Origin of the sequence: Oceanicoccus sp. KOV_DT_Chl, from assembly GCF_900120175.1 — a bacterium.
Classification (GTDB): domain Bacteria; phylum Pseudomonadota; class Gammaproteobacteria; order Pseudomonadales; family Dasaniaceae; genus Oceanicoccus.
The window spans coordinates 971226-993763 of sequence record NZ_FQLF01000002.1; the positions used below are offsets into that span (position 1 = coordinate 971226).

Genomic DNA, 22538 nt, shown 5'->3' on the forward strand with positions numbered 1-22538 from the left:
ACTAATAGAACACTTAAAGTTTGGGGCATAAGCCCGCATCAAGATGACCTGCATGGACCATCCACTGCATGGCATCTGCAAAGGTTTGTTCCGGGTCGCGCAGATCAATGTTTCTTTTGTTCAATTCTTCGGTATTGTTTATATTCGGCCAGAGCGTGGCATAACGCATGGTTTCTGCAGAAATCGGCGTATCAATAGTTTTAAATTTTCGCAAGACATCGGTGATACTGCCGATCAGTCTCAGCTTCCAACCTTTTGCAGGGATTCGTTGCAAGGTACAGCCAGACACCGACTCCACAATATCCGCTAATTGCACCCAGCTACGATAGACACCGGGAATTAAAAAACGACCACTGCCCCCATCGACAATCAAGCTATTAATTAATGCAGCCAGGTCACGCACATCGACATGTTGCATACCGCCGTCATCAAATAAACGAAAACCATTTTCCACCCGATGCTTCAAGGCTTTAAACGTATCAGAAAAGCCTGGGTCTTCCGGACCAATAATACCGCCGGGATAGACTATCGCAATCGGTTTACCCTCTGCCTGCAATTGCCGCAAATACCATTCTGCTTCAACTTTGCTTTGACCATAAGGCATTTTAGACGGTACTGGCTCAGCATCTGCAGTGACCTTGCTACCATCGGTATTAAAAATAGCAGTGATGCTGGAGATACAAACAATACGTGTAACCCCTTGAGCCAAAGCCGCCGCCACCACATTTTTTACCCCACCCACATTGATTGCAAACAGCGCGTCAACAGAGTCGATATTAATCGGGGTGCCCGCTGCAGCATGCACAACTGCCTCGCAACCAAGTAACGCTTTTTCCACTGACAATTTATCGGTAATATCACCCTGAATGTAGGACGGCGCAGCAATATCAAACTGTGCATAGTATCGCTGCGCTTTCTCAACACTGCGCACCAACAAACACACGTCGTGACCTGAGGCCAATAGTTGCCGTGCCACATGGGAGCCTACAAAACCCGTACCGCCAGTTACCAATACTTTCATAATATTTTGAGTAATCCCGTTTTTTGGCCAACAAAATTAGCACAAGCCCTTTGGTATTTTTCAGCTGTATTCAAGTTATTACCATACGTTAAATATTTTATAGCCTCAACTATTTTTCATTGACAGTAGCAACTACCATGGCAGAATCAATACCAACTCATACCTATCAAATGATACAGGCGCGCCAGTGACAACTGGTAATCTACATTAGCCCTAACCGCAGGAGTAGCACATGAAATTTTGGCAATCTTTGGCTTTCGTAGAAATGGATCAAATGGTCGAACTTGCCTGCTTCTGTGAAACGCTGGGATTTCATGGCGTGTCTTATGGCGATCATCTGGTTACCACTAAAGAGCAAGTCGATGAATATTTATATCGACAAAGCGGCAATATTTTCTGGAACCCTGAAACTCATTGGCCCGACCCCTGGGTGATTACTGCGGCACTGGCACAAGCAACTACACGGCTGCATTTTCTCACCACCGTTTTTATCCTGCCTTTGCGTGACCCGATCAGTGTTGCCAAAGCAATTTCCACAGCGGCATTCATGTCGAATGATCGCGTCACGTTGGGCGCAGGTGTTGGCTGGCAAAAAGCTGAATTTGAAATGGTAGGTCAGAATTTTCATACCCGGGGTAAACGCGCCGATGAAATGCTGCAAATTATTCCCGCCTTAATGCGCGGTGAAATCACTGAATACCACGGTCAGTTTTACGATATCCCTGCGGTAAAAATGGCTCCCGCTACCAACCAGCCAGTACCGATTATGGTTGGTGGCTACGCGCCTGCAGCTATGCGTCGTGCGGCAACGGTCAATGGCTGGATGGCTACCAGCCATGACGAGCAAGAGATTTATCCCTTACTCGACACTTTGAATGAGATTCGCCAACAACAAGGCAATGCTGATAAACCTTTTGATATCTGGACCGGGGTAAAAAATCCCGGCGATGGCACCCACGAACGTCTTAAAGCCGCGGGTGTCACCATGGTTAATGGCACTAATTTTCTTGATGAAAATGGTCAAGCGACACTTTCCAGCATCGACGATAAAAAAAGGCGACTGGAGCAGTTTGCTAATCAGTTTTTAAAATAACAGCTAACAATTTCTATTCGTCAATCACAGTAATAACATGGTTCGGACAATACTTTGCCGCTTTCATTACTTTTTCGCGAAGTTCTTCCGGAGGATTTTCCATTAATACCTTAACCATTGGATACCCTTCATCTTCCTCGACCACATCGAATACTTCGGGTACCTCGCCCATACAGACGCTATGGCCCTGACATAAATCCCGATCAATAATGATTTTTAATGCCATAACACACCTCGATTATTAACGGCGCCGGTAACGCAAGCGGCTGGGTGATGAAGGTTTTAATACCATGGCTGATAAATCATCCTGATAACTATCCGATGGATCTACCAATTCAAAGGTATAACGACGCAGTAACGCAGCAAAGATCGATTTAAGTTGCATCAAGGCAAAAGCATTGCCTGCGCACTTGTGCGGCCCGCCACCGAAGGGAATAAATGCCCACAGGGTATCGGGTTTTTCACGATGAAAATCAAATTTTTCCGGATCGGGAAAAAAATCCGGATTGCGATGGGAGCCATAAGTCGAAGCTGCGACTGTTTTACCTTCAGCAATCAACGTGCCGTTGTAATCAATATCTTCCATCACCCGGCGCATTAACAACACCAGCGGCGGATGTATGCGCAATACTTCTTCAATAAATCGTTCCAGCTTAGGGATTTCACGCAGCGATTCAAAGCTCAAGGGCTGATCATCTGTAAATAGCGCATCCACTTCGGCGACCACTTCCGCCGCCTGTTGCGGGTTGCGGGCTATTTCAATCAAGGTCCAGGCCGCAGTACCGGAACTGGTATGGTGGCCGGCAAACATGGTTGCGATAACCAAGCCGGTGACTTCATTGTCCGTTAAAAAAGAACCATCCTTGTAAGTGCCCGACATAAAGGTTTCCAGGGCATCCCCATAGACTTTGTCGCTATTGGCACGACGCTCGGCAATAATGTCGCTGATCAGTTCCTGCAATCGTGCGCGCGCATTATCCCGCGCCTCGAAAATCGGTTGTTGCATATAGGGGTCAACAAAAGCTATCGCCTGTAAACCTTTTTCCAAATCATGGTAAAGACGCTTAAATTCATCGGTCATGCGCAATCGAAAATCTTTACCCAATAAACAGTGACAGGCGGTGTGCAAGGTTAAACGAATAAATTCATCAGCAAAATCCAGTTCGCCTTCATCGCCCCACTCGGCAATCCACTGGTCAACTTCTTCGGCAATCACGGCGGCGTAATTTTTCATATTCTGGTAACGCAGTGCATCCACCTGAATTTTAAGCTGCGTTTTCATTTTTTCTGGTGGCGCATCAAAAATTACGCCACGGCCAAACACCGGCACGGTGGCCTGATACGATGCCGCGCGACTCAACTTACTATCCAGCGTTTTAAAAAACGCTTCCTGTGCGTCAGGCCCACTCATCAACACCGTTTGTTGACCACCCATATTGAACTCGGCCAGCTCACCGCACTCCTGGTTACAGCGCAATAAAAACTTTGCAAAGTTGACGCCGAACTCCTCCATATGACCGATATCAGGTTTTTCACCACTAACCTTCGGTGGCAACTTTAAATCTACATGCGCAGCTTCAGTCATTGTTTATTCCTCACTCGCAACCATTTCAGTGGACATGGTTGGCATTTTTTCCAATACGCCGGTTTCTACACACTCTTTAATCAGATTAGTAATATTGGTGTAGTCGTACATATCCAGCTGCTCTGACCACTGATAATCACCCCCATACTTAAACCAGGAAGCGCCAATCACTTTCATCTCACTGCCATCGGCACGAACCGGTGCGCCGGGTGGTGTTTGCCACCAGGTAACAAAGGCCTCGCCACGGGTCTCATCAATAACAATCTTGTCATAGGGATAAGTCCAGCCTTTGTAGGGGTCCATGGCCGCACCAACACAGGTTTCACGCACCGTTTCTCGACTGGTGTATTCATATTTGCCACTCGGCGTATCCCAGCCATAAATAACATCTTCTTTATAAAAATCAGCCAGATGACGCCAATTACCTTCTTGCTCGGCTTTATCATTGACCGCCAACCAGCGGCGCATCATTTCTTCCATTTCTTCACGACTATAAGCAGACATAAGGGCTCCTCTACAATGGTTCATCCTCACAGACGCAAGGACAGTGATTTGAACGCCACAGTAACCAATTTTTTTTATAGTTTCAACTATAAAATATTACATATCGCTTAAGTGTTCACTACGGTTTTTACTGCTAGCTTAAATCTCTGATTGTAGGAAGAGTGTATATTTGGCAAACTCACTTTTTTATTGTTGAGAGTATAAATTGAATAGCCCAAAAACCAGCAAACGTGAACTCACTCGCAAGAAAGTCATACTGGCGGCGATCAACTGCATTTACAAAGAAGGTTTTCACGAAGCGCATACCAATAAAATAGCCGAAGCAGCGGACGTATCATGGGGTGTTTTGCAATACCATTTTGGTGATAAGGATGGTTTGCTGCAGGCTGTCCTCGATTATATATTTGAAGATTTTGCCCAAACCCTCAGCACGGCTGAAATTGACGACAGCGATTTGCACAACCGCGTACGCCAATTGATCGATGTCGTGTGGTCACTGGTCAATAAAAAAGAATACCGCGTATCCATTGCCATCTTGCGCAATGCCGGCAAAAGCCAAAAATCGACTATCGATGGCCAGCGCCAAGTCGCCCAGTGGGCAAAAAAACCTCCACACTCTGGGACGAATTATTTTCAGCAAGCGCCACAACCCAAGCAAAGCCAGGTCGCCCGCAGGCTATTGTTCGCAACACTGCGGCATGGTTGACGAGATCAATCCGAAAGGCAATATCAGCAAGCAATCGATTGAAGAGGAATGTGCGGCATTGGCTGACGCCATTACCTACTTGCTGTCAAAACCGAACTGAGCCCTCCGATCAAGGGGCGATCAAGGAGTCTGACCCTTGATTTAACGTTAAATAATCCATTAGAGTAAAGCCTTAATTTCAATATTATAAGGAGGCGTATAATACGCGCAATATCGGCATTGCATCCACTATAGAATTAGAAGAAAGCAAAAGAAGAAAGCAAATAGCTAAAAGCTTGTTTGCTATTTTTGCCGTGTCCTGCTCGGGATTGAGAATTTTAACTTCACGTTGAGGAAAGGGTATTTCGATTCCATTTTCTCTCAAGGTTTCTAGAATAATCAGCATTAGGTCTCCGCCTACCCTGTTTTTACCATCGTCAACACCATACATCCAAAACTCGACAAACATGTTGATACCTGAGTCGCCAAAACTGTCTATCTCACAATCAGGCCGCTCTTCAAATGGTACATCTAAACCGCTTATGACTTGCTCATGTTCGGCGACCGCAACTTTGATCAATTCGACCATACTACGAACATCTGTGGCATAAGGTACCGAAAAATCGACACACGGTATCTTTGCTTTGGGTCTTTGTGAGTCCAATTGACCATCGAAGAAGAAATGAACTTTTCATTTGGAACTAAAATATCTTTACCGTCGTAGGTTTCTAATACGGTATAGCGCATTCTAAATTCTCGGACAAATCCTTTTTGCCCATCATCTAATTCTACAAAGTCACCAACTGTCAGTGAGCGATCGAGCAAGATGATGATCCCCGATATAAAATTTGAAGCGATAGACTGTAAGCCTAACCCTAGCCCTACACCGACAGCGCCACCAAATACTGCCAGCGTTGTCAGATTGACCCCCATAACATTTAACAGCAGCAGAGCCACTATACAGAAAAGAACAACCTCAAAAAGCTTGCTAAATACTTCCTTAGTAGGTACATCAAGAGAATCGTGATTCCTTATCACCGCTTTACCAAAATTGTTTGAAACGCGACCCAGCCAAAATAAGAAACTACCAAAAATGAGGACCCTGGTAACACCGTAAGCAGAAATATTTATATTACCGACCTCCAGTGATATTTCTTCGAGGGCCTTAATAACAGGCAGTAACCATCCTAGTAAATGTAACAAAATTATGGGCAACCCAACCCATCTAAACAAAGATGCTGGGAATTTACCGTGAACAAAAACGCGTATTAAAGAATTAAAAAATAATAATACTGCAATGGCTATTGCTGATTCGATTAGCCAAGGAGTGAACGCTAGACTTTCACCTGCTTTAGTTGATACCTGAAGTATCATAATTGCTAATAATGGGAATAATATCTCACCAATTCTAAAAGCAAGTTTGCGAACTGGATGGGCACCCTGTAATGGCTCATTATGAGTTAGGCCGAAACTATGCCTTATTTTATAAGCAACGGTGAAAGAAAAAATGTAAATAACGACGAGAACAAGTAATTGAATATAGGTGTTGGCATCACTGATAGCGAACTGAGCGGTGTGTATAAAGTCATCTGCAATGGTCGAAACTGATTTTATGTCCATGCGATATAAACTCTTTTATAATTAGTTGGCGTTTAAAAACCAGGATCTGATTCTTGGGAGGCTTACTTTTTCGAATCGAATTAAGGTAATAAGTTGCGTCTTCTTAATGAGAACCGACATTAGCTGCTAACTGCTGCCCCAACTTTTCTTTCATCGGAATAACCCACTGCACTTTTAACTGCGCTGATAATAATCCAGCACTCTCCAGCTCATCACAGAGTTTCATTTGGTGGGCGAGGTCAAACATATCCAACTGGCGACAAATTTTAGCATCATCATTGAGCGTGATAAAGGAAATCCCTGGTGTCTGAAAATAACTGCCGTCGGCACGTTTGCCGGGGCCACGATTCAACCAATGGGTAATTAAATTATTGTCGGTGCCGGTATAAACGCCCTCATAGGGAAAGCTCCAACCTTCCCAGCCAACCTGCATATCGCGGCCATAATGGGTCGCCTTAATCTCCTCAATACCATTGGCGGTAACTTCCATCACCCCGGCATATTGGCAGGTATAAATACAATCTTTCGCGTACAACTCATCGACAAAAAATAGCCAGTCGTTACTCTGACTAGCGGCTTGATGAGCGGCGATCAGTTTATCCGCAGTGACGCGTAATACCGTATCCGATAATGTAGCCATCACCCTCCCCTATTATTTTTTACCTTGGTTTAAGCTTTTAATTCCGGAATCACTTTAGCAAACTCATCAATCATCGGCATCACGGACTCTGGCTTATCCCATAAATCCATAGACACACCGATAGTAGCCCGCTGTACGCCCATATCCCGATAGGATTTTAAAATATCGAGGTCAATGGCATTCATAATTTGAATATTAATTTCCACATCCTGCGGGTTGCGCCCTGCCGCTTTCACTTCTTCCTTAAAAGCGGCAAGGGTTTTGGCTACATCCCCCATCGCCACATCAACTGGGTACCAACCATCTGCCCACTCGGCCGCATGTTTTCTGCCCAACGGTCCCATCGCCCCCATAAAAATTTTGGGACCGCCGGTTTGCACAGGCTTGGGTTCTGCCCATACCGGATCAAACTTAATAAACTCCCCCTGATAAGAAGGCTCAGCTTCAGTCCACAATTTACGCGTTGCGGCTACCGTTTCACGCAATACACTGTAGCGTTTTTTAAACGGATGTGGGTTCGCGTTTTCAAATTCTTCCTGATTCCAACCCACACCCGTGCCAATCATCAGGCGGCCATTAGACAAACGATCCAATGTCGCAATGGTTTTTGCCTGGGAAAAAATATCACGCTCCATTAACAGCGCGATCCCTGTACCAAAACGTAAAGTGGTGGTTGCATTCGCCGCCGTCATTAATGACAAATAGGGATCTAACATCATTTTATAGGGATCTGGCATTTCACCACCGGGCGGGTAAGGTGTTTGCCGTGAACAGGGGATATGGCTGTGCTCGCCATACCAAAGCGATTCAAAACCTCGCTCTTCCAGTGCCTTGGCAAGTACTGCCGGGTGTGGATCGTTGGGGGTATTCATTGAGCTAAAGGCCAGATGCATAAAAGTGTCCTATTTATTAAACCGGAACGTTCAAATTATTGTATTAAACTATTACTGCTATCGTTTTACCTTAACCCTTATTTTTAAGTGCGCGGTAAGCATCAATAACAGGGGCAAACTCTGCTGGCGTCGACGCATGAATGCACACTTCATCTACCCCATGCCCAAACTCCTGCTGAATCCGCAAAGCACATTCCTCAGGGCTGCCTACAGCAGCTGCAGCTAACCACTCAGACGGAATCAATTGTTCAATTTCCTCTAATTGTTCCAGCGTTGCAACACTATCAATGCCACCCAACATAGAACTTACCAGTGGATGCTCCCGAAAAGCGGTTAGCACCGCGGGATCCCAACCATTCAGTGCTACCAACATTTCAGCGTAGCCAGGCGCCTGCATATAGGTCGCCATTCGCGCTACCCGTTTTTGTAAATGGGCGGTCCGATCCGGATTAATCAATGTTGCCATCACACTGCATATTTTTATCTCAGCGGCATTACGGTTCGCTTTGGTAGCGCCCTCAGCAATCGCCTTTCGCACCCGACCGAGCCCGGCCGGAGTAATAAAGGTGTGCAGATGTACACCGTTAAAGTGCTGCCCGGCGAAAGCCAAACTTTTCTCGCCAAACCCCACAAAATAAATAGGTATATCAGCATCCAACCAATCCCCCATATTGAGGTAAGGTAATTGACCTAACGGGCCCTCATAGCCCATAACCTTTTCCCCTCGCCATAAGGTACGCAACACGGTTAAACCATCCACCATCTGCTGATTGTTGACATTTTCAAGACCCATTAACTGATTGCGAATGGCGACACCCCGCGCCAAACCCAATTCAAAACGGCCGCCAGATAGGCTGTGCAGCGAACTGCACATGGAGGCAAGGAGTAGCGGATGGCGTGTATGAATATTGGTGGCGGCGGTGGCGACCTTAACTCTCTCAGTGACCGCCAGTGCCGCCGAGCAGATAACCCGGCCTCTTTGACGTCAAAGCGCTCGGACACCCAAACCTTTCCCAGTCCCAGCGCTTCTGCCTCTTTTGCTTCAAGCATTGCATCTGCTGGCGTTTGGGTATGGCCCGGTAGTAAGTAGCAACTAAGCTCCGGAAATTCCTGATCAGACATAATGATTCCAATGGTTACTTTGATTAACTCAACATTCAGCTCATGTCGATATAACAGCAGCCCGAGTCATTGGCTGGCTATTGTTTGACCCTCTACCACTGTTATAGCGCCAACTATTATCCATGGCATGCTGCTACTAAACCATTAACATCTAATGAATTAACGCTACTGACCAATGCATCAGCAATAACGCTATGGCCTGCAAGGTCTTTATCCTGTGTTGAAATCCGCTTTATAAATGGCCGCAATGCAGCCTAACCCCGCAAAGTCTACTCTAAGCAAAAGCACAAAGCCGCCTAGCTGGAGTCTCATAGCATTTTTGTGACCTGGGTCAATTTGCGGAAATACCTTACTGCTTTACCGGCGATGCGAAGATATAATTCAGCCCGGCAAACACTTGGACAACTGCCCTATTGCATGAGGTACAAGCGATGAAAGACATCACAACCGTGATCGTCACCATTCTTAAAGCTGATCGTTTTCGCTATCAATGGCTGTCATCGCCTTGGGAAAATGTGGTTTCTACGGTATGCCGAAACACAGGGGCTGAATTGCTGCGCTATTATTATGCTGATGTCAGAGGCGCGAAACTGAGCATGGAAGATAAACTGGTTGCCGCCAAAGTTCCCTTTGACAAAGTATGGGAGCCATCAAAACGATTTGCCGGCGGCAGTGAATTTCATCGTATTAACGAAGCCGGTAAATCCTTGCACAGGCACCTGGAACATCCGTTGATCGGCGCCCCCTCCTCCAAACAATTAAACGAAGTAAAAAAAGGAATACCGGATTGGCGCCAGCAGCAACAGATCCTCGAAGCCATTGGCGTAGCCATTCCAAAGCGAATCGTTTATTTTGCCGAGAAATTTTATTGTGCCCCCCTTGCTGAACCTGAACCAACCATGGATGCCCGTCAGCCAGTCATCGATGAACTTGAGCCGATCGGTATATTGGACTGATAACAGCACCTCCCTGAATAATACCGTTAGAACAATGCCGGGAGACGGCAAGCAGACTTATTAACTAGTTGTCTCTAACTACTGCTGGGTCAGGAGCAGGCTAGTGGCTGTGAATGGGCTTACTTAGGTAGTTGACACTGCGCTGACTCGAGCAATTAAGTGCGCATTCCAGCTGGCAGGAAATCGGATAGGCCGATCTTCTCGCGGCACAATGTGGGGTCAGACCAATAATTTTACGTTGTTTGTAAAATTTTGCTCTGACCCCCGTTAGAAACCGTTGGCACGATGTTGTTTCGAAGTATCTGCCAGAATGGCAAGTTGATAAATCGGAGTGACCTGAAAAAGGTTTATTTAGGGAAATCGTGCCAACGGTTTCTGTCAGGGGTCAGAGCCACTTTTGTAAACAGCACAAAAGTGGGTCCGACCCCGCGCCGTGCCACTGCAAGATCGTTTCGATCCAGCCTCGTGCTAATGTCTCAAGCTGGCACGTCAGCGACCGAAGCCGCTGGCGTTTTTAATGTCTCAAATCTCTATACTTTCAGACATTTCAAGCGCGTCATCAACTTCCACGCCTAAGTACCTAACAGTGCTTTCAAGTTTTGTATGTCCCAGTAATAACTGAACAGCTCGAAGGTTTTTGGTTTGCTTGTAAATGAGCGTAGCCTTAGTGCGCCTCATTGAGTGTGTACCGTAGATGGATGGATCTAGCCCAATCATCTTCCCTTTTAAATTTAGATAACATTTCAATCCGGCTACTCGAAGCCGATAAGCGTAATAGTTATAAATTAGCAGGCTATTTTCAGAATTGTATTTAAACGATGTTTGTTACTTCGTAGCGAATAGGAGCCCTGTGTTAATATTCCTATAGCACTAATGCAGTATGCTATAGTTAAAACTTCACAAACGGTTAGGAGATCGAAAGATGATTGTATTCATGCCTAACTGGGCAATCGCATAGGTTTAAAGTCAACCTCGACTTAGCCTACCAGTTTTAGCCCGGTTTTTAGCCGGGGCTCTCAGCCCTGAATTTTTTCTATTGGTGCAATGCGCCAGGGGTTTACCGTGAATAATTTATTATCTTTAGCCAGCCTTGGTTGGCAGCCTTTTTTTCAACAACAACTGCACCTCGATGAGTGGGATAATGCTATCCCGGCGAGAGTATTAGAACACCACAAATCTGAAATTGAAGTCGCGTCAGAAGCAGGCAGGCAGTCCATTCAACTCACCCACTTGTGCCCGTCTTTAACCGTTGGTGACTGGATATTACTGGACGGAGAGAAACGTATTACTCGGGTGTTAGAGCGCAAGAGTTGTTTTCGACGCAAGGCTTCTGGTAGCAAAGTCTCAGTGCAACTAATTGCCGCTAATGTTGATACCGCTTTTATAGTTTGCTCGCTGAATGACGACTTTAATTTAAATCGCATTGAGCGCTACTTAAGCCTTACCCACGAGGCGCAGGTAGAGCCGGTTATCGTACTCACCAAAGCCGATCTTTGCCCTGGCGCTGATGATTTACGCAATCAGGTGCAGCAATTGGATTCGCTTCTTTGTGTCGAAGCGCTCAATGGGTTAGACCACGAAAGCAGTGGTGTTTTATTAAATTGGTGCACACCGGGCAAAACGGTGGTTATGTTAGGCTCATCTGGTGCGGGCAAATCAACGCTCACCAATACACTACTGGGAACACCATTGCAGAGCACATCTGGAATTCGTGAAGATGATAGCAAGGGTAGGCATACCACCACCCGTCGCTCATTACTGGTAATGCCTAATGATGCCATGATTTTAGATACGCCCGGTATGCGTGAGCTGCAATTGACAGATTGTGAGCAGGGCGTGGCTGTAACCTTTGCTGACATCGAAGCCGTCGCCAGGCAATGCCGATATGGCAATTGCCAACACGATAGCGAGCCTGAGTGTGCGGTTAAAGACGCTATAGAATCAGGCGAGCTGGAGGAGCGCAGACTATACAGCTACCGCAAGCTACTCCGAGAGCAGGAAATCAACAGTGCAAGCTTGGCGGAACGCCGTGCCAACGACAAAGAGTTAAGCCGCTATTACGCTAGAACTCAACAACAAGCTAAGCGGATAAAACGCGGTTAGCCAGATCTTATAGTTGGCTACTTCGGTAGCCTTTTTTGATTTTGCTAATGACCGCTATTGGTACGGCAGCGAATATTGATCCTTTTATCGTTATAGGCGCAATAGTGACCCGAAGCCGACTTCTCAAACTAGATTCCCTGCGCTCTCAATAACCCTCCCATTTCTCTTTATATCAAGCTGAGTGCGACTCGTGAGTCAATCAATGTCGCCTCACGGCTGGACCTCCACACTGAGTGCTTCGACTCATTATTAAGACGTTAAAGCGTCCATGTAAATAATTACGTTTGATGCAGCGACAACGATTACGTTATCATTATTCTAAGGGCTCGGCTTGTAACCGTTATACTGTTACTGCTTTAGCCAACAATAGTAAATACAATCATCAAGGATTGATCTTCATGAAAAAACTGTTATCCCTCATTGCAATCGTTTGTTGTGCCAGCACTGTAAATGCTGCCCCCTATCTATTGGAACTGAACGCAGTCGTTACCAGCTTCGGAGGTGATGATGCTGCAAGTCGTGTGACAATCGGTGAAACTGTCTCCTATACCGTGTTGTTTGATTTAGACCACCCAGGCGAAGCCCGTAAAGATGATCAGATTGAATACCGATATGATCAATATTATGCCGAGCTCATTGATGGCCCGAGTTACAACCTGAATGAAATGAACTATGACTGGATCGACGATTTTTACTTCTTAGGCGAAGTGAACGAGAATAGAAGCGTCTTCGAGATTGGTAATTACTTAACACTGTTTATCTATGACTGGGTACCGACGGAGTTACCAAATGCAACACCGGGCATGTTAGAAGACATCACCTACGGTTTTGGCAGTTGGCAAGTGGATGGCAATAGAAATCACATCAGGCTCGATGAGTTTGAACTAGTAAGCGTGACAGAAGTGCCTGTACCGCCAGCCTTTTTGTTATTTGGAACGGCTTTAGTTGGATTAGCAGGCTTCGAACGTAAAAAATAATTTACCAAAAAATCTTTATCTCAAGGCTCCGTTTGGAGCCTTTTTGTTTTCGTTAATGACCGCTTTTGGCACGAAGCTGACGCAGCGGGATATTGTGAAAGCGTTAACTATAGTGGCAGCTTTGAACTAAAAGTTGCCGATGTTTTGATTTTAAGTTTCATATGAATGAAAAATTGTTTTCGGCTGTTGATGACTCAAAACAGAAGTATTTACAATCATCGTCATTCCCGCGCACGCGGGAATCCATTGCTACAGAGTGCTTAGTAAAAATTTTAGCTCTAAGCTCGTAAATTTCCTGTGAATCCAGTCTAGGCATATTGAACTACGTTAGTATGGTTTTTCGCAACTGGGTTCCCGCCTACGCGGGAATGACGCCAATTCGCTGGACGCTCTTGGCACGTTAGCGAAGATTACAGATTGTTGTGGTTCTGGTCGCTACCTGACCCCACAACGGACATTAGCTTTTTTACTCATTCGGGTGATTTATTCACTTATTTTCGCAAAGTGACGGAAGGCTTTACAGTTTCGATTTGACTAATTATTCAGTGAATTAGAAAATACTAACCACAAAAAATAATAAAAGGGGTCGTATCGAATATTTAATGACCGGTTTTTTCTAAACACTCTCGTTAGTAAGGTCTCTTAATGGCACGTTAGAGATGTGTGAGGTTTGTTGAGCTTGTGGTCGCAAGGTGACCCATAGCCGTCATTAGTCATATAACCGTAAGTCTTAGCCTCCAGTGGAGCTGGCTGAACCTCAGCAGAGCTTTCCTGCTATATTGTTTCGGTACTATTACTCAAATAGCTTCTGTCTGTCGCGATTCTTTACATGACGAGTTTGACTAAGGGCGAATATGACTGTGATAATTCAGTTACATTGGATAGCTACACTATATGGAGCAACCCTCATGCTAAATAAACTTTTTATTCTCACGTTCCTAGCACTGACTCTAAATAATGTGGCGTTTGCCGATTTTATTTCAGTTGAAGCGGTTGACCTCTATAGCACTGGGGATGAGCTAATCACCAAAGTTATGATTACAGAAGAGGATGGTCAAACTGAAAGCAACGAATGGCTTGATATAACCCAGACTCTAGGTATTTCATATAACAATATGATTCCCATGTTACAGGAAGGAGGCGCTTTTGAAGGCTGGAGATATGCAACGCATCAGGAGGTCAGGACGCTGATAAGGGCGTTCGGCCTACCCGAATGGCAAAGCATCGGGATCTGGCCGAACGATGGTTTAAATCAAAATACAAGAGAATTAACAGATTATCTTGGAAGTACAATTCCAGACAATTCATCAGGAACAAGGTTTGGTATATCAGGGATTACGGGCACCTTTACTGATGAAAGTAATCTGATCTCTATGAATGCTGTTTATAATGGGAGTCGGCGAGAATTAAATCTTGATGGTTCAACCACAAGAAGTGTTAATTACACTAGTGATTATTCCGGCTCCTATTTAGTGCGCACAGTTCCTATTCCAGCAGCAGCATGGTTATTCTGCTCAGCGTTAATTGGCTTGGTTGGCGTTAAACGCAAAAAATAATTATCTAGAAGCTGTACATCAAGGCTGCTTCGGTAGCCTTTTTTGATTCTGCTAAGGGTCTGTTAATGGCACACAAGGGTACATCGCTCCTGATTGCGCTCCAGGTCGCTACCTGACCCAAATAAGCCCTAATCAATTGTTCTTTTCTAGCTCCCGAAAGCCGACATAACAAGCTGATAATATCCACAGTGGTGATATTGAATGAAAGTGCACCTATTAAATGATTATGTAAAATGGTTTTGAATGCTTTATGATCAATAAAATTAATAATAAATGGGCTGTGGATAAGTGTATGCTGGAAAGTGTTTTTCTACAGTCTCGTTAGCGGCATTATGAACCGAAAAAAAATTCTCTTATTCATAGTCTGGGCATTCGTCATTGCCGGATTCATTGGTTATATGTCCCCTATGTTTTTATCCATGGGGCCGAGTAAATTGGCTGAAGCTAAGCTACCTCGTATATATATCGGTGACCTTAAAAGTGGAGAGACCAGGCTAGAAAAACATCCAATGTACGGTGACCATTACAGCGATCATATTTGGTCAATTCTTTTCTATAAGCACGTCAACGGTAAAATATATGCATGGGACGTACCTTCAAAAAATAATGAAGTTGGAATGCCTGATTTCCACTGGTGGAGAACAAGTGGTTATACATGTCCAGATTTCTATCCAGCACAGGAATCTGATGGTAAATACGTTTTAAAATGCCATGGACAAGACAATAACAATCAATGGTGGCATAGAGATTGGGCATGGTATATTAACGGGGAAAATGTGTACGGCATGTTTTCTGATATGCTTAAAACAAATGGCCATGTAAATAATGAAAACTTCATTGTCGGGAAGTCTGAGCGCTAAAACGTGTTTAACGGACCATGGAACTGGACCCGATAAAACGGACACGGTTTTTATGTCTGCTTTTATCTCAAGCATGATAGCCAATAGGTCCGCTTTTGGCACATTCAAGACGTAAGCCTCGACTTTCACTGGTCTTTTATTATGTCCGCTAAAAGAAGTATTACAGTCGTCGAAAACATCAAGATCTGTGGTGACGGTTTTTACGCGAAAATTGTCACTTTATGTGGACACTATCACTACGCTGAATTTAACTGTTCAAAATAACTGCGTAAGGTTGTAGTTCCGCGCCGGGGGCCGACGCCATCAATTTCTCCAGCGGTCACTATAAAATCAGCCAGATCGCCAAACTGGGTAGATAACAGACCGATAAATTTTACCAAACCTCTGGCAAGCCACATTGGAATTACCGTGACTTTCACCGGCTTACCAACCACTTCAAAGGCTAAATCCACGACTTCACGCTGGGTCATAATATCCGGACCACCCACTTCAACTTCCAGCTCATCACCTGCAGTAATTTCAACACAGGCCTGAGCTAAGTCACCGCCATAAATCGGATTCATCTTATTGGTACCGGCGCCCACCAAAAAAGCGCGACCCTTTTTTGCCATATCAAACACAGCACCCATATCCGAAAAGTATCCGCACGGGCGCACAATTCGGTATTCCAAGCCGGACGTTTTTAATGCACCGACTACTTTTTCATGCGCTTTGGTGATGGCAAGCTGCATAATATTTTCTGCACCCTGCATGGAAACGTAAGTAAAACGGGTAACTGACGAACCAGCACACAAGTCGATTAAACTCTTATTGCACTGATAATCTACCTGTTCAAACGTAAGGCCATCCCTTTGCCGCGAAATACCGACACAGGAAAACACAATATCGATATCGTCTAACATACCAACCAAGGTGTCCGGTTTGGTGACCTCACCCAGAAACACTTCATCAAAATCAGCTTTGGTTAGCGCTGGCGCAGTAAATGGTCCAGGTTGATACAAGCGCTCTTCACTGCGAGTAAGCACACGCACGTAATACCCCTGTTGCTTAAACGCCTGTACAGCAAACTTACCAAGATAACCGGTAGCACCTGCGACTAAGACTTTTTTCATGATAAGCATTCTCTTAAGACATTACATGGCCAGACTCTTACAATATTTAACGTCTGGCGCTCCAGCTAGAAACGGTGCCATAGTTTCCATCATACCGGTCGCGATACGCCACTCAGTATACTTTTTATAACAGGCCATTGACTGCCAACGCTTTACAAAGAAAACCCGGGCAGTCTGGTTTTGCTCCAACAAGATATCAAAGGAAATACAACCTTCGTCAGCACCTGTATTCGGTGCAACACCACGCAATAATTCCAGTTACGCTGATAACTTTTCCAAAATAATGGGCAGCTGACTAAAATTGAAATTTCCAATATCAATATCTCCTTAACTGGATTTTTCTTGACCAGGAACTTGACCTTCATAAGAAGTTTTGGAAATACTATCACCATCAAACTTGATTGCTTTTTCTGGTACCAGCTCTAAAACCACGCGCAATGGCGTATCAAGATGCTCAATAGCCGCCTCAACCGTAGGTGCAGGATAAGGTGAAATAATTTCGGCCATCGCTGGATAAAACCAATCTTTAGTTGCCTGATCATCATGGATTGTTACGGTACCCATATAAGTCACTGTTTTACCTGGGCCCATATCAGTACCCATACTCGAGATAACGACTGAAGCACGTGGATCACGGCGCAACGCTTTAACGCGTGCCCGTTGGCTGGTAGCCGTCAACCAAATAGAACCATCTTTGGCAATATAATTCATGATCACACCCAAGCCATGACCACTTTTATTGGACCACACAAAATTACATTCGATTTGTTTGTCGAGTAGTTCCTGTTCACGCTCAGGGGTTAGACCATAAAGCGTAACGTCTTCATAACCTTGCAATTCGTTTGACATTATTATTTCCTCTTGATTGATTAACGCTAATAGTTAGCGATTAGTTTATAATTTTTTTCTTTCAGATTGCTCCAGTTTTCCCTGCCTGAAAAACAGGTATAAAGGAAAAGCGAAAGCATAAGCAATGGTAAAGGCCAGTACGATATAGACCCAAAAAAATGGCATCTGTAAACGCTTGCTCTCAGCGTAAATCCAGATCAAACCGGCTAGACAGGCAATAGTTAAATCCCAACTCAAAGAACTTGACGCTGCATTGCTACTGCTAGCGGCGATAAACTCCGCAACATCAAAGCCTCCTCCAGATTCAGCGATGAATTGCAAGTTGAAATACCACGGTATCACCAACCCGGCTATTGCCAACAATAAATACACGCCACGCAAAGCACTCATAACATTCCTCCAATTATTGTGGCGCAGCTGCTAAATCTTCTCGCAAGGTTTTAGCAGCCATCCAATAGTGAAACACCGACCAAAGTCCGGCGCCGGAAATAAGTCCGATCATCGCATAGCGCAAAGATGCCACGCCGTAATCCGCTTGCAAGTAATCGCTACTGACACCAATTAAAAACGGTCCCATGCCCAGACCAATAATATTAATAATGAAATAAAATATGGCTGAGCCGGTTGCTCGCATATTCACACCCAATACGCCGTGGATCATCGCCACACAACTGCCAACATAAACTGTCGATAATAAAGTAGGAATAATATTCAGCAGCAATGTTGCTTTTGCGGTTGTCGCCATCATCGTGACCACAAACGCAGGCATCGCAATCGCGGCAGCAATAGCAGGCAGCCACATATACCAGCGCTGATCTTTACGACCTAATTTATCGGCGATCACGCCTGAAGCCAACGTGCCGACGGCACCAAACAAACCCATGGTTAAGGCTAACCAGGTACCCAGTTCGCCGGTGGCCATACCATAAGTGCGAATAATATATGAGGCCATCCAGCTTGAAAGGCTATATCCGCTGAAAGCGGTCAGCGAGCCGGCAACAATTAAATGCCGCAAACTGGGGCTAGCCCAAAATAAAGCTAACACTGCTTTTACGCTTGATTGCGGTTTAACTTCATTAGACTGCGCGCGGTTTTCTGAGTAGCCTCGAATGGGTTCCTTCACAGTAAAACGAACCACCAACGCCAACAACACCCCGGTAAACCGACCACAATAAAAGCGACCCGCCAGCCAAAATATTCATTTAGCCAACCGCCCAATAAAAAGCCAAATAAAATACCAATATTGATCCCGGAGGAATATATCGATAAAGCAGTAGCGCGGAACCCCGGCGGAAACACATCCGACAACATCGAATGCGCTGGTGGACTACATCCCGCTTCGCCTACACCCACGCCGATTCTGGCGGCTAATAATTGCCAATAGTTTTGAGCAAAACCACTGACTGCGGTCATCACGCTCCACACACTCAGCACAACGGCAATAATATTGCGGCGGTTTGCGCGATCGGCAAGGCTGGCAATGGGAATACCTGCCGTGACATAAAATACAGCAAAGGCAAAACCGGTTAACAAACCCAACTGGCTATCACTCAAACCTAGCTCTTGTTTAATCGGCTCTTGTAAAATGGCCAGCAATTGCCGATCGATAAAATTAACAGCGTAGATAAGCGTTAAAATACCCAGTAAATAATATCGCGATGCTGGCCGACTATAGGTGTCGGGCAACAAAGTTGGGTCATGTGAATCTGAAGGCTTGGTCATAGTAGCAACATTAAAAACGCGGTAAGCGCCCCATCTGCTGACCACCGGCCAAATCCAGAACCTGGCCATTGATATAACCTGAACGGGAATCATCGGCCAGATACAAAGCAGCTTCTGCCATATCGTCCAGCGTACCCATACGTCCGGCAGGCGTTTCTTCAAGATGGGCGTTAATAACCGACTCCATCGCAAAAAAACCATCGGTCATATCCGTTTGAATTAGACCGGCAGCAATAGAATTAAAGCGTACTTTATTGGCCGCGTACTCAACCGCAGCTATCTTCAATGCATAATCTATTCCCGCCCGCGCGCCAGCATAGACTGACAAACCAGGTCCCGGTAAACGAGCGGTTAATGAAGAGATAGTCAATACAGAACCACCATTAACCATCACTCGAGCAGCGTGTTTAAAAAATAACAACGCGCCAATAAAACTGATTTCCAGAGTGGGACGAATTTGATCAGCGCTAAGTTCTGCGATAGCACCGGCAGCATGGACACCCGCTGAAAAAATGGCAATGTCGACTTGGCCGTATTTTGTTATCGACGCATCAAATAAGGCTTCTATCTGCGCTTCATCGGTAACATCACAGGCGACAGCGAAGCCATCGATTTCAGTCGCAAGATCTTCAAGCGCTTGTTTACGTCTGGCTGCAACAACCACATTGGCACCTTCAGCCGCCAACCGGCGAGCAATTGCCGAACCAAAATTACTGCTACCTGATGCACCCAGTACTACGGCGGTTTTTCCTGATAAAGTTCCCATCCAACACCTCTTATATTTTTCTAATACAGTAATTTCTCTAGCGAAAAGTTACTGTGCGGTAAGTACACCACTGCGTTGCCACAAAGCACTGGCGGTATTTTCATCCTGAGCTAACTGATACGAAGGCTTCCACTCGCTGCAATTACCAAAATACAAACCACCTCGGTCTGCATAGTCAGGCGCTGTAGCCACATAAACACTGGTAGCAGCGCCTTGTTTAACATTTTTTGCAAATGGCAAAGCTAAAACCCCTAACAACATAAAACCTAAACTTTGGTCTCGCGCTAATTCAGTCGCCACTACGCCTGGGTGAACCGCATTAGCAACAATCCCCTCTGTCGAAAATCGTTTGGTCAACTCTTTGGCAAATAACAAATTCATTAATTTGGAGTCACCGTAAGAGCGCATGCCGCTGAACTTTCTTTGTTGCCAGTTTAAATCTTCTAACTCGGGAGTGAGGGTAGCCATAGCCATCGCCCCCGAGGAAACAACAACGACACGAGCGCCCTTGGCTGCGATTAAAGCATCAACTATAAGATTGAAAAATAAAAAATGTCCGAGATGATTAATACCTAAATGCGCCTCAAAACCATCCTCTGTTCGACGCTCCATAGGGATCATAATACCGGCATTATTTATCAGCAGGTGCAGCGGCCGATCCCAGGACAAGAATGCATTAGCAGCATCTTTTACCCTGGCCAACGAATTTAAATCCAGTAACAATATATCCAGCTGCTCAGGCCGTATAGCACCCTGACCTTTATTAATTATATTGGCGCGGGCAAGCTCTGCTTTTTCCTGATTTCTACACGCCAGAATTACGTTGGCACCACGCAGCGCCAACACTCTCGCTGTCTCTAAACCTAAACCCGTGTTAGCACCGGTAACCAGTGCGTTTTTACCGGTTAAATCAACACCTTCAGAAACTTTTTCCGCTGTCGACCAGCGATTAAACCTTGTCATATTTTTCTCATTATTATTAGTCCACCAACGCAGCCCTAACAGCTGCGTTTATGGAAAACGACACTGCATTTTTAGCTCATGGCTGAATCAGGCACCCACACGCCGTGAAAACCAACGGGCACTCGTACTGGTAATTTAACTTTGGCAATAGGACCAGCACTAACATTAGTCGCATCCAGAATACAAAAATCACTGGTCCGGGTATTCTTGTCATAGATAAAGCTGACTAGATAACCCTCGTCTTCACCGCCGCCCGATTCCTGTGCAGGAATAAATATTGCCTCGCCAGGCGTATATTCAACACCCGGCATATAGGCATCAACTTCACCGGTTTGTAAATCATATTTACGAATCCCCCCTTCTGACTGCTCAATTAAATCCGGGGTGTCATTCACTTCATCGACTGCCAGGCTATAACCGTAACGATAAGGCTGTGTCCATTTCTGGCGATTGACCTGTGGAAACTCCATCGCTTTTTCATAAATTTGATTCACTGATGCCTTACCGGTTTTCATATTCATACTAAAACGGGTGAGACGAGCAGGATGAAAAAAGTCATTGGAATCTTTGACCCACAACGCATCGTAACGTGCAGCATCAAATACCACTTCATCACCTTGCTCAAAGGAGTTCATGATATGAAAAATAAAGCAGGAAGGAATATCAAACCACTTCACATCAGCGTCAGTTCCCGTGCGCGGCATTACGCCAAAACGGGTAACGTGGCCATCATCCCATTTAAAGGGTAAACCACTACCAGCGACAGCAGAAAACCAGGAAAACCGCACCGGCATATCCATAAACACAACATAATTTTTTGTTACCGCAAAATCATGAATCATACTGGGACCGGACATAGTGATTGGCTCAACCTGCAGCATATTACCCGCAGCATCTGCGCGCATATACGTAAGGTAAGGCGCCATGACGTTGTACCCAAAGAAAATCAACTCACCGGTCTCGGGGTCAATTCTTGGGTGCGCTGTCATATTCCCGGTCAGCTTGCCGTCATAATTAAACACACCCTTGGTCGATAAATCGTCCGCATCCAATAAATACGGATAACCAAATTCACCCAAGGCCATTAACTCACCACCGTGATGAATCACTGATACTGCGCTGGTAGTATGTTCCGGCTTGGGCGCGCCAAAACCTGTTTTTTCTTTGCGGTATACCGGGGTATCGATATAACGATTGCGATACCACTTGGCTTCGCCATTCTCCAAACGCACGCCATGTACCATACCGTCGCCACCAAAAAAGTGATCAGCAATACCAGTAGATTCATTGGTGCCATTGCGAATATACAAGCCGCTCAACTCTGGTGGGATTGCACCTTCAACCACTAACTTGGTTTCAGTGACTTCTTCGCTGACAGGTCTGAAATTTCCCTGTTGCCAAAACTTTGTTATCGGCTCCTCTTTTGTGCAACCCGTCATTACCGAGGTGGCAGCAACGCCCATAGCACCTAATCCACTATATTGAAGAAAATCTCTACGTTTCATCAGTCA

General features: G+C 45.3%; 24 protein-coding genes and 2 pseudogenes. 8 read left to right on the forward strand and 18 right to left on the reverse strand.

Annotated features, from left to right (window positions below):
• Positions 1-13: 13 nt before the first annotated feature.
• Positions 14-1021 (reverse strand): NAD(P)-dependent oxidoreductase, encoded by a 1008-nt coding sequence (locus tag UNITIG_RS08175; protein ID WP_101757932.1) that lies wholly within the window; start codon positions 1019-1021, stop codon positions 14-16.
• A gap of 232 nt (positions 1022-1253) precedes the next feature.
• Between UNITIG_RS08175 and UNITIG_RS08180 the strand changes: the two genes are divergently transcribed.
• Positions 1254-2114, forward strand: a complete 861-nt coding sequence (locus UNITIG_RS08180) for a TIGR03619 family F420-dependent LLM class oxidoreductase (protein WP_101757933.1) — start codon at positions 1254-1256, stop codon at positions 2112-2114.
• A gap of 13 nt (positions 2115-2127) precedes the next feature.
• On the opposite strand, the gene UNITIG_RS08185 is transcribed toward UNITIG_RS08180, so the two are convergent.
• Genes UNITIG_RS08185 through UNITIG_RS08195 form a run of 3 tightly spaced genes read right to left on the reverse strand, consistent with a single transcriptional unit; the run spans position 2128 to position 4203 of the window.
• Positions 2128-2340 (reverse strand): ferredoxin, encoded by a 213-nt coding sequence (locus UNITIG_RS08185; protein WP_101757934.1) that lies wholly within the window; start codon positions 2338-2340, stop codon positions 2128-2130.
• Positions 2341-2355: 15 nt separating this feature from the next.
• Positions 2356-3699 carry a cytochrome P450 gene (locus UNITIG_RS08190; protein WP_101757935.1) on the reverse strand — a complete coding sequence of 448 codons (1344 nt, stop codon included), beginning with the start codon at positions 3697-3699 and terminating at the stop codon, positions 2356-2358.
• A 3-nt stretch (positions 3700-3702) separates the two neighbouring features.
• Positions 3703-4203 carry a hypothetical protein gene (locus tag UNITIG_RS08195; RefSeq protein ID WP_101757936.1) on the reverse strand — a complete coding sequence of 167 codons (501 nt, stop codon included), beginning with the start codon at positions 4201-4203 and terminating at the stop codon, positions 3703-3705.
• A gap of 205 nt (positions 4204-4408) precedes the next feature.
• Here UNITIG_RS08195 and UNITIG_RS08200 point away from each other — a divergent pair, with 205 nt between their 5' ends.
• Positions 4409-4909 (forward strand): TetR/AcrR family transcriptional regulator, encoded by a 501-nt coding sequence (locus UNITIG_RS08200; protein ID WP_101757937.1) that lies wholly within the window; start codon positions 4409-4411, stop codon positions 4907-4909.
• Positions 4910-5093: 184 nt separating this feature from the next.
• Here UNITIG_RS08200 and UNITIG_RS23505 read toward each other — a convergent pair whose 3' ends face one another.
• The 5 genes from UNITIG_RS23505 to UNITIG_RS08220 all read right to left on the reverse strand — a co-directional run bounded on the left by UNITIG_RS23505 (position 5094) and on the right by UNITIG_RS08220 (position 9008).
• Complete coding sequence (locus UNITIG_RS23505; protein WP_200821232.1) at positions 5094-5477, reverse strand: hypothetical protein; 384 nt, start codon at positions 5475-5477, stop codon at positions 5094-5096.
• The gene (locus UNITIG_RS08205; RefSeq protein WP_200821233.1) at positions 5465-6508 is read right to left on the reverse strand and encodes a mechanosensitive ion channel family protein; all 1044 of its coding nucleotides are present in this window, start codon (positions 6506-6508) and stop codon (positions 5465-5467) included. Before UNITIG_RS08205 ends, UNITIG_RS23505 begins: the two co-directional genes overlap by 13 nt.
• A 103-nt stretch (positions 6509-6611) precedes the next feature.
• Positions 6612-7148 carry a hypothetical protein gene (locus UNITIG_RS08210; protein ID WP_101757938.1) on the reverse strand — a complete coding sequence of 179 codons (537 nt, stop codon included), beginning with the start codon at positions 7146-7148 and terminating at the stop codon, positions 6612-6614.
• A 29-nt stretch (positions 7149-7177) separates the two neighbouring features.
• The gene (locus UNITIG_RS08215) at positions 7178-8041 is read right to left on the reverse strand and encodes an LLM class F420-dependent oxidoreductase (RefSeq protein ID WP_101757939.1); all 864 of its coding nucleotides are present in this window, start codon (positions 8039-8041) and stop codon (positions 7178-7180) included.
• Between the two features lie 70 nt (positions 8042-8111).
• A complete protein-coding gene (locus tag UNITIG_RS08220; RefSeq protein WP_101757940.1) occupies positions 8112-9008 on the reverse strand; it encodes a TIGR03857 family LLM class F420-dependent oxidoreductase in 897 nt (298 codons plus the stop codon).
• Between UNITIG_RS08220 and UNITIG_RS08225 the strand changes: the two genes are divergently transcribed.
• Positions 8934-9131: a hypothetical protein gene (locus UNITIG_RS08225; RefSeq protein WP_101757941.1), complete on the forward strand. Its 198-nt coding sequence runs from the start codon at positions 8934-8936 to the stop codon at positions 9129-9131. The two genes, UNITIG_RS08220 and UNITIG_RS08225, sit on opposite strands and share 75 nt — an antisense overlap.
• Positions 9132-9594: 463 nt before the next feature.
• Entirely contained in the window at positions 9595-10119 is a 525-nt protein-coding gene (locus UNITIG_RS08230; protein ID WP_101757942.1) for a hypothetical protein, read from the forward strand.
• 522 nt (positions 10120-10641) lie between these two features.
• Here UNITIG_RS08230 and UNITIG_RS08235 read toward each other — a convergent pair.
• Positions 10642-10914: pseudogene (locus UNITIG_RS08235) on the reverse strand (tyrosine-type recombinase/integrase); the annotation flags it as partial.
• Positions 10915-11181: 267 nt separating this feature from the next.
• Here UNITIG_RS08235 and rsgA point away from each other — a divergent pair.
• From rsgA to UNITIG_RS08255, 4 genes are all read left to right on the forward strand, one after another.
• On the forward strand, positions 11182-12222 hold the full coding sequence (gene rsgA, locus UNITIG_RS08240; RefSeq protein WP_200821192.1) for a ribosome small subunit-dependent GTPase A: 1041 nt from the start codon (positions 11182-11184) through the stop codon (positions 12220-12222).
• A gap of 398 nt (positions 12223-12620) precedes the next feature.
• On the forward strand, positions 12621-13199 hold the full coding sequence (locus UNITIG_RS08245; RefSeq protein ID WP_101757943.1) for a hypothetical protein: 579 nt from the start codon (positions 12621-12623) through the stop codon (positions 13197-13199).
• A 908-nt stretch (positions 13200-14107) separates the two neighbouring features.
• Positions 14108-14755, forward strand: coding sequence for a VPLPA-CTERM sorting domain-containing protein (locus UNITIG_RS08250; RefSeq protein ID WP_101757944.1), 648 nt, complete (start codon positions 14108-14110; stop codon positions 14753-14755).
• 332 nt (positions 14756-15087) lie between these two features.
• Positions 15088-15615, forward strand: a complete 528-nt coding sequence (locus UNITIG_RS08255; RefSeq protein WP_101757945.1) for a hypothetical protein — start codon at positions 15088-15090, stop codon at positions 15613-15615.
• 236 nt (positions 15616-15851) lie between these two features.
• Here the strand turns inward: UNITIG_RS08255 and UNITIG_RS08260 are convergent, their stop codons facing one another.
• The 8 genes and pseudogenes from UNITIG_RS08260 to UNITIG_RS08295 form a co-directional block, all read right to left on the reverse strand.
• Positions 15852-16727, reverse strand: a complete 876-nt coding sequence (locus UNITIG_RS08260) for an SDR family oxidoreductase (protein WP_159931124.1) — start codon at positions 16725-16727, stop codon at positions 15852-15854.
• A gap of 21 nt (positions 16728-16748) precedes the next feature.
• A complete protein-coding gene (locus tag UNITIG_RS08265) occupies positions 16749-16976 on the reverse strand; it encodes a putative quinol monooxygenase (protein WP_101757947.1) in 228 nt (75 codons plus the stop codon).
• Positions 16977-17054: 78 nt separating this feature from the next.
• Positions 17055-17576 (reverse strand): pyridoxamine 5'-phosphate oxidase family protein, encoded by a 522-nt coding sequence (locus UNITIG_RS08270; protein WP_235015317.1) that lies wholly within the window; start codon positions 17574-17576, stop codon positions 17055-17057.
• 45 nt (positions 17577-17621) lie between these two features.
• Positions 17622-17966: a DUF2834 domain-containing protein gene (locus UNITIG_RS08275; protein WP_101757948.1), complete on the reverse strand. Its 345-nt coding sequence runs from the start codon at positions 17964-17966 to the stop codon at positions 17622-17624.
• 13 nt (positions 17967-17979) lie between these two features.
• A pseudogene (locus UNITIG_RS08280) lies at positions 17980-19391 on the reverse strand (spinster family MFS transporter).
• Positions 19309-20064: an SDR family NAD(P)-dependent oxidoreductase gene (locus UNITIG_RS08285; protein ID WP_101757949.1), complete on the reverse strand. Its 756-nt coding sequence runs from the start codon at positions 20062-20064 to the stop codon at positions 19309-19311. Before UNITIG_RS08285 ends, UNITIG_RS08280 begins: the two are co-directional and overlap by 83 nt.
• 48 nt (positions 20065-20112) lie before the next feature.
• The gene (locus UNITIG_RS08290; RefSeq protein WP_101757950.1) at positions 20113-21027 is read right to left on the reverse strand and encodes an SDR family oxidoreductase; all 915 of its coding nucleotides are present in this window, start codon (positions 21025-21027) and stop codon (positions 20113-20115) included.
• 71 nt (positions 21028-21098) lie between these two features.
• Positions 21099-22532, reverse strand: a complete 1434-nt coding sequence (locus UNITIG_RS08295; protein WP_101757951.1) for a carotenoid oxygenase family protein — start codon at positions 22530-22532, stop codon at positions 21099-21101.
• Between the last annotated feature and the right edge of the window lie 6 nt (positions 22533-22538).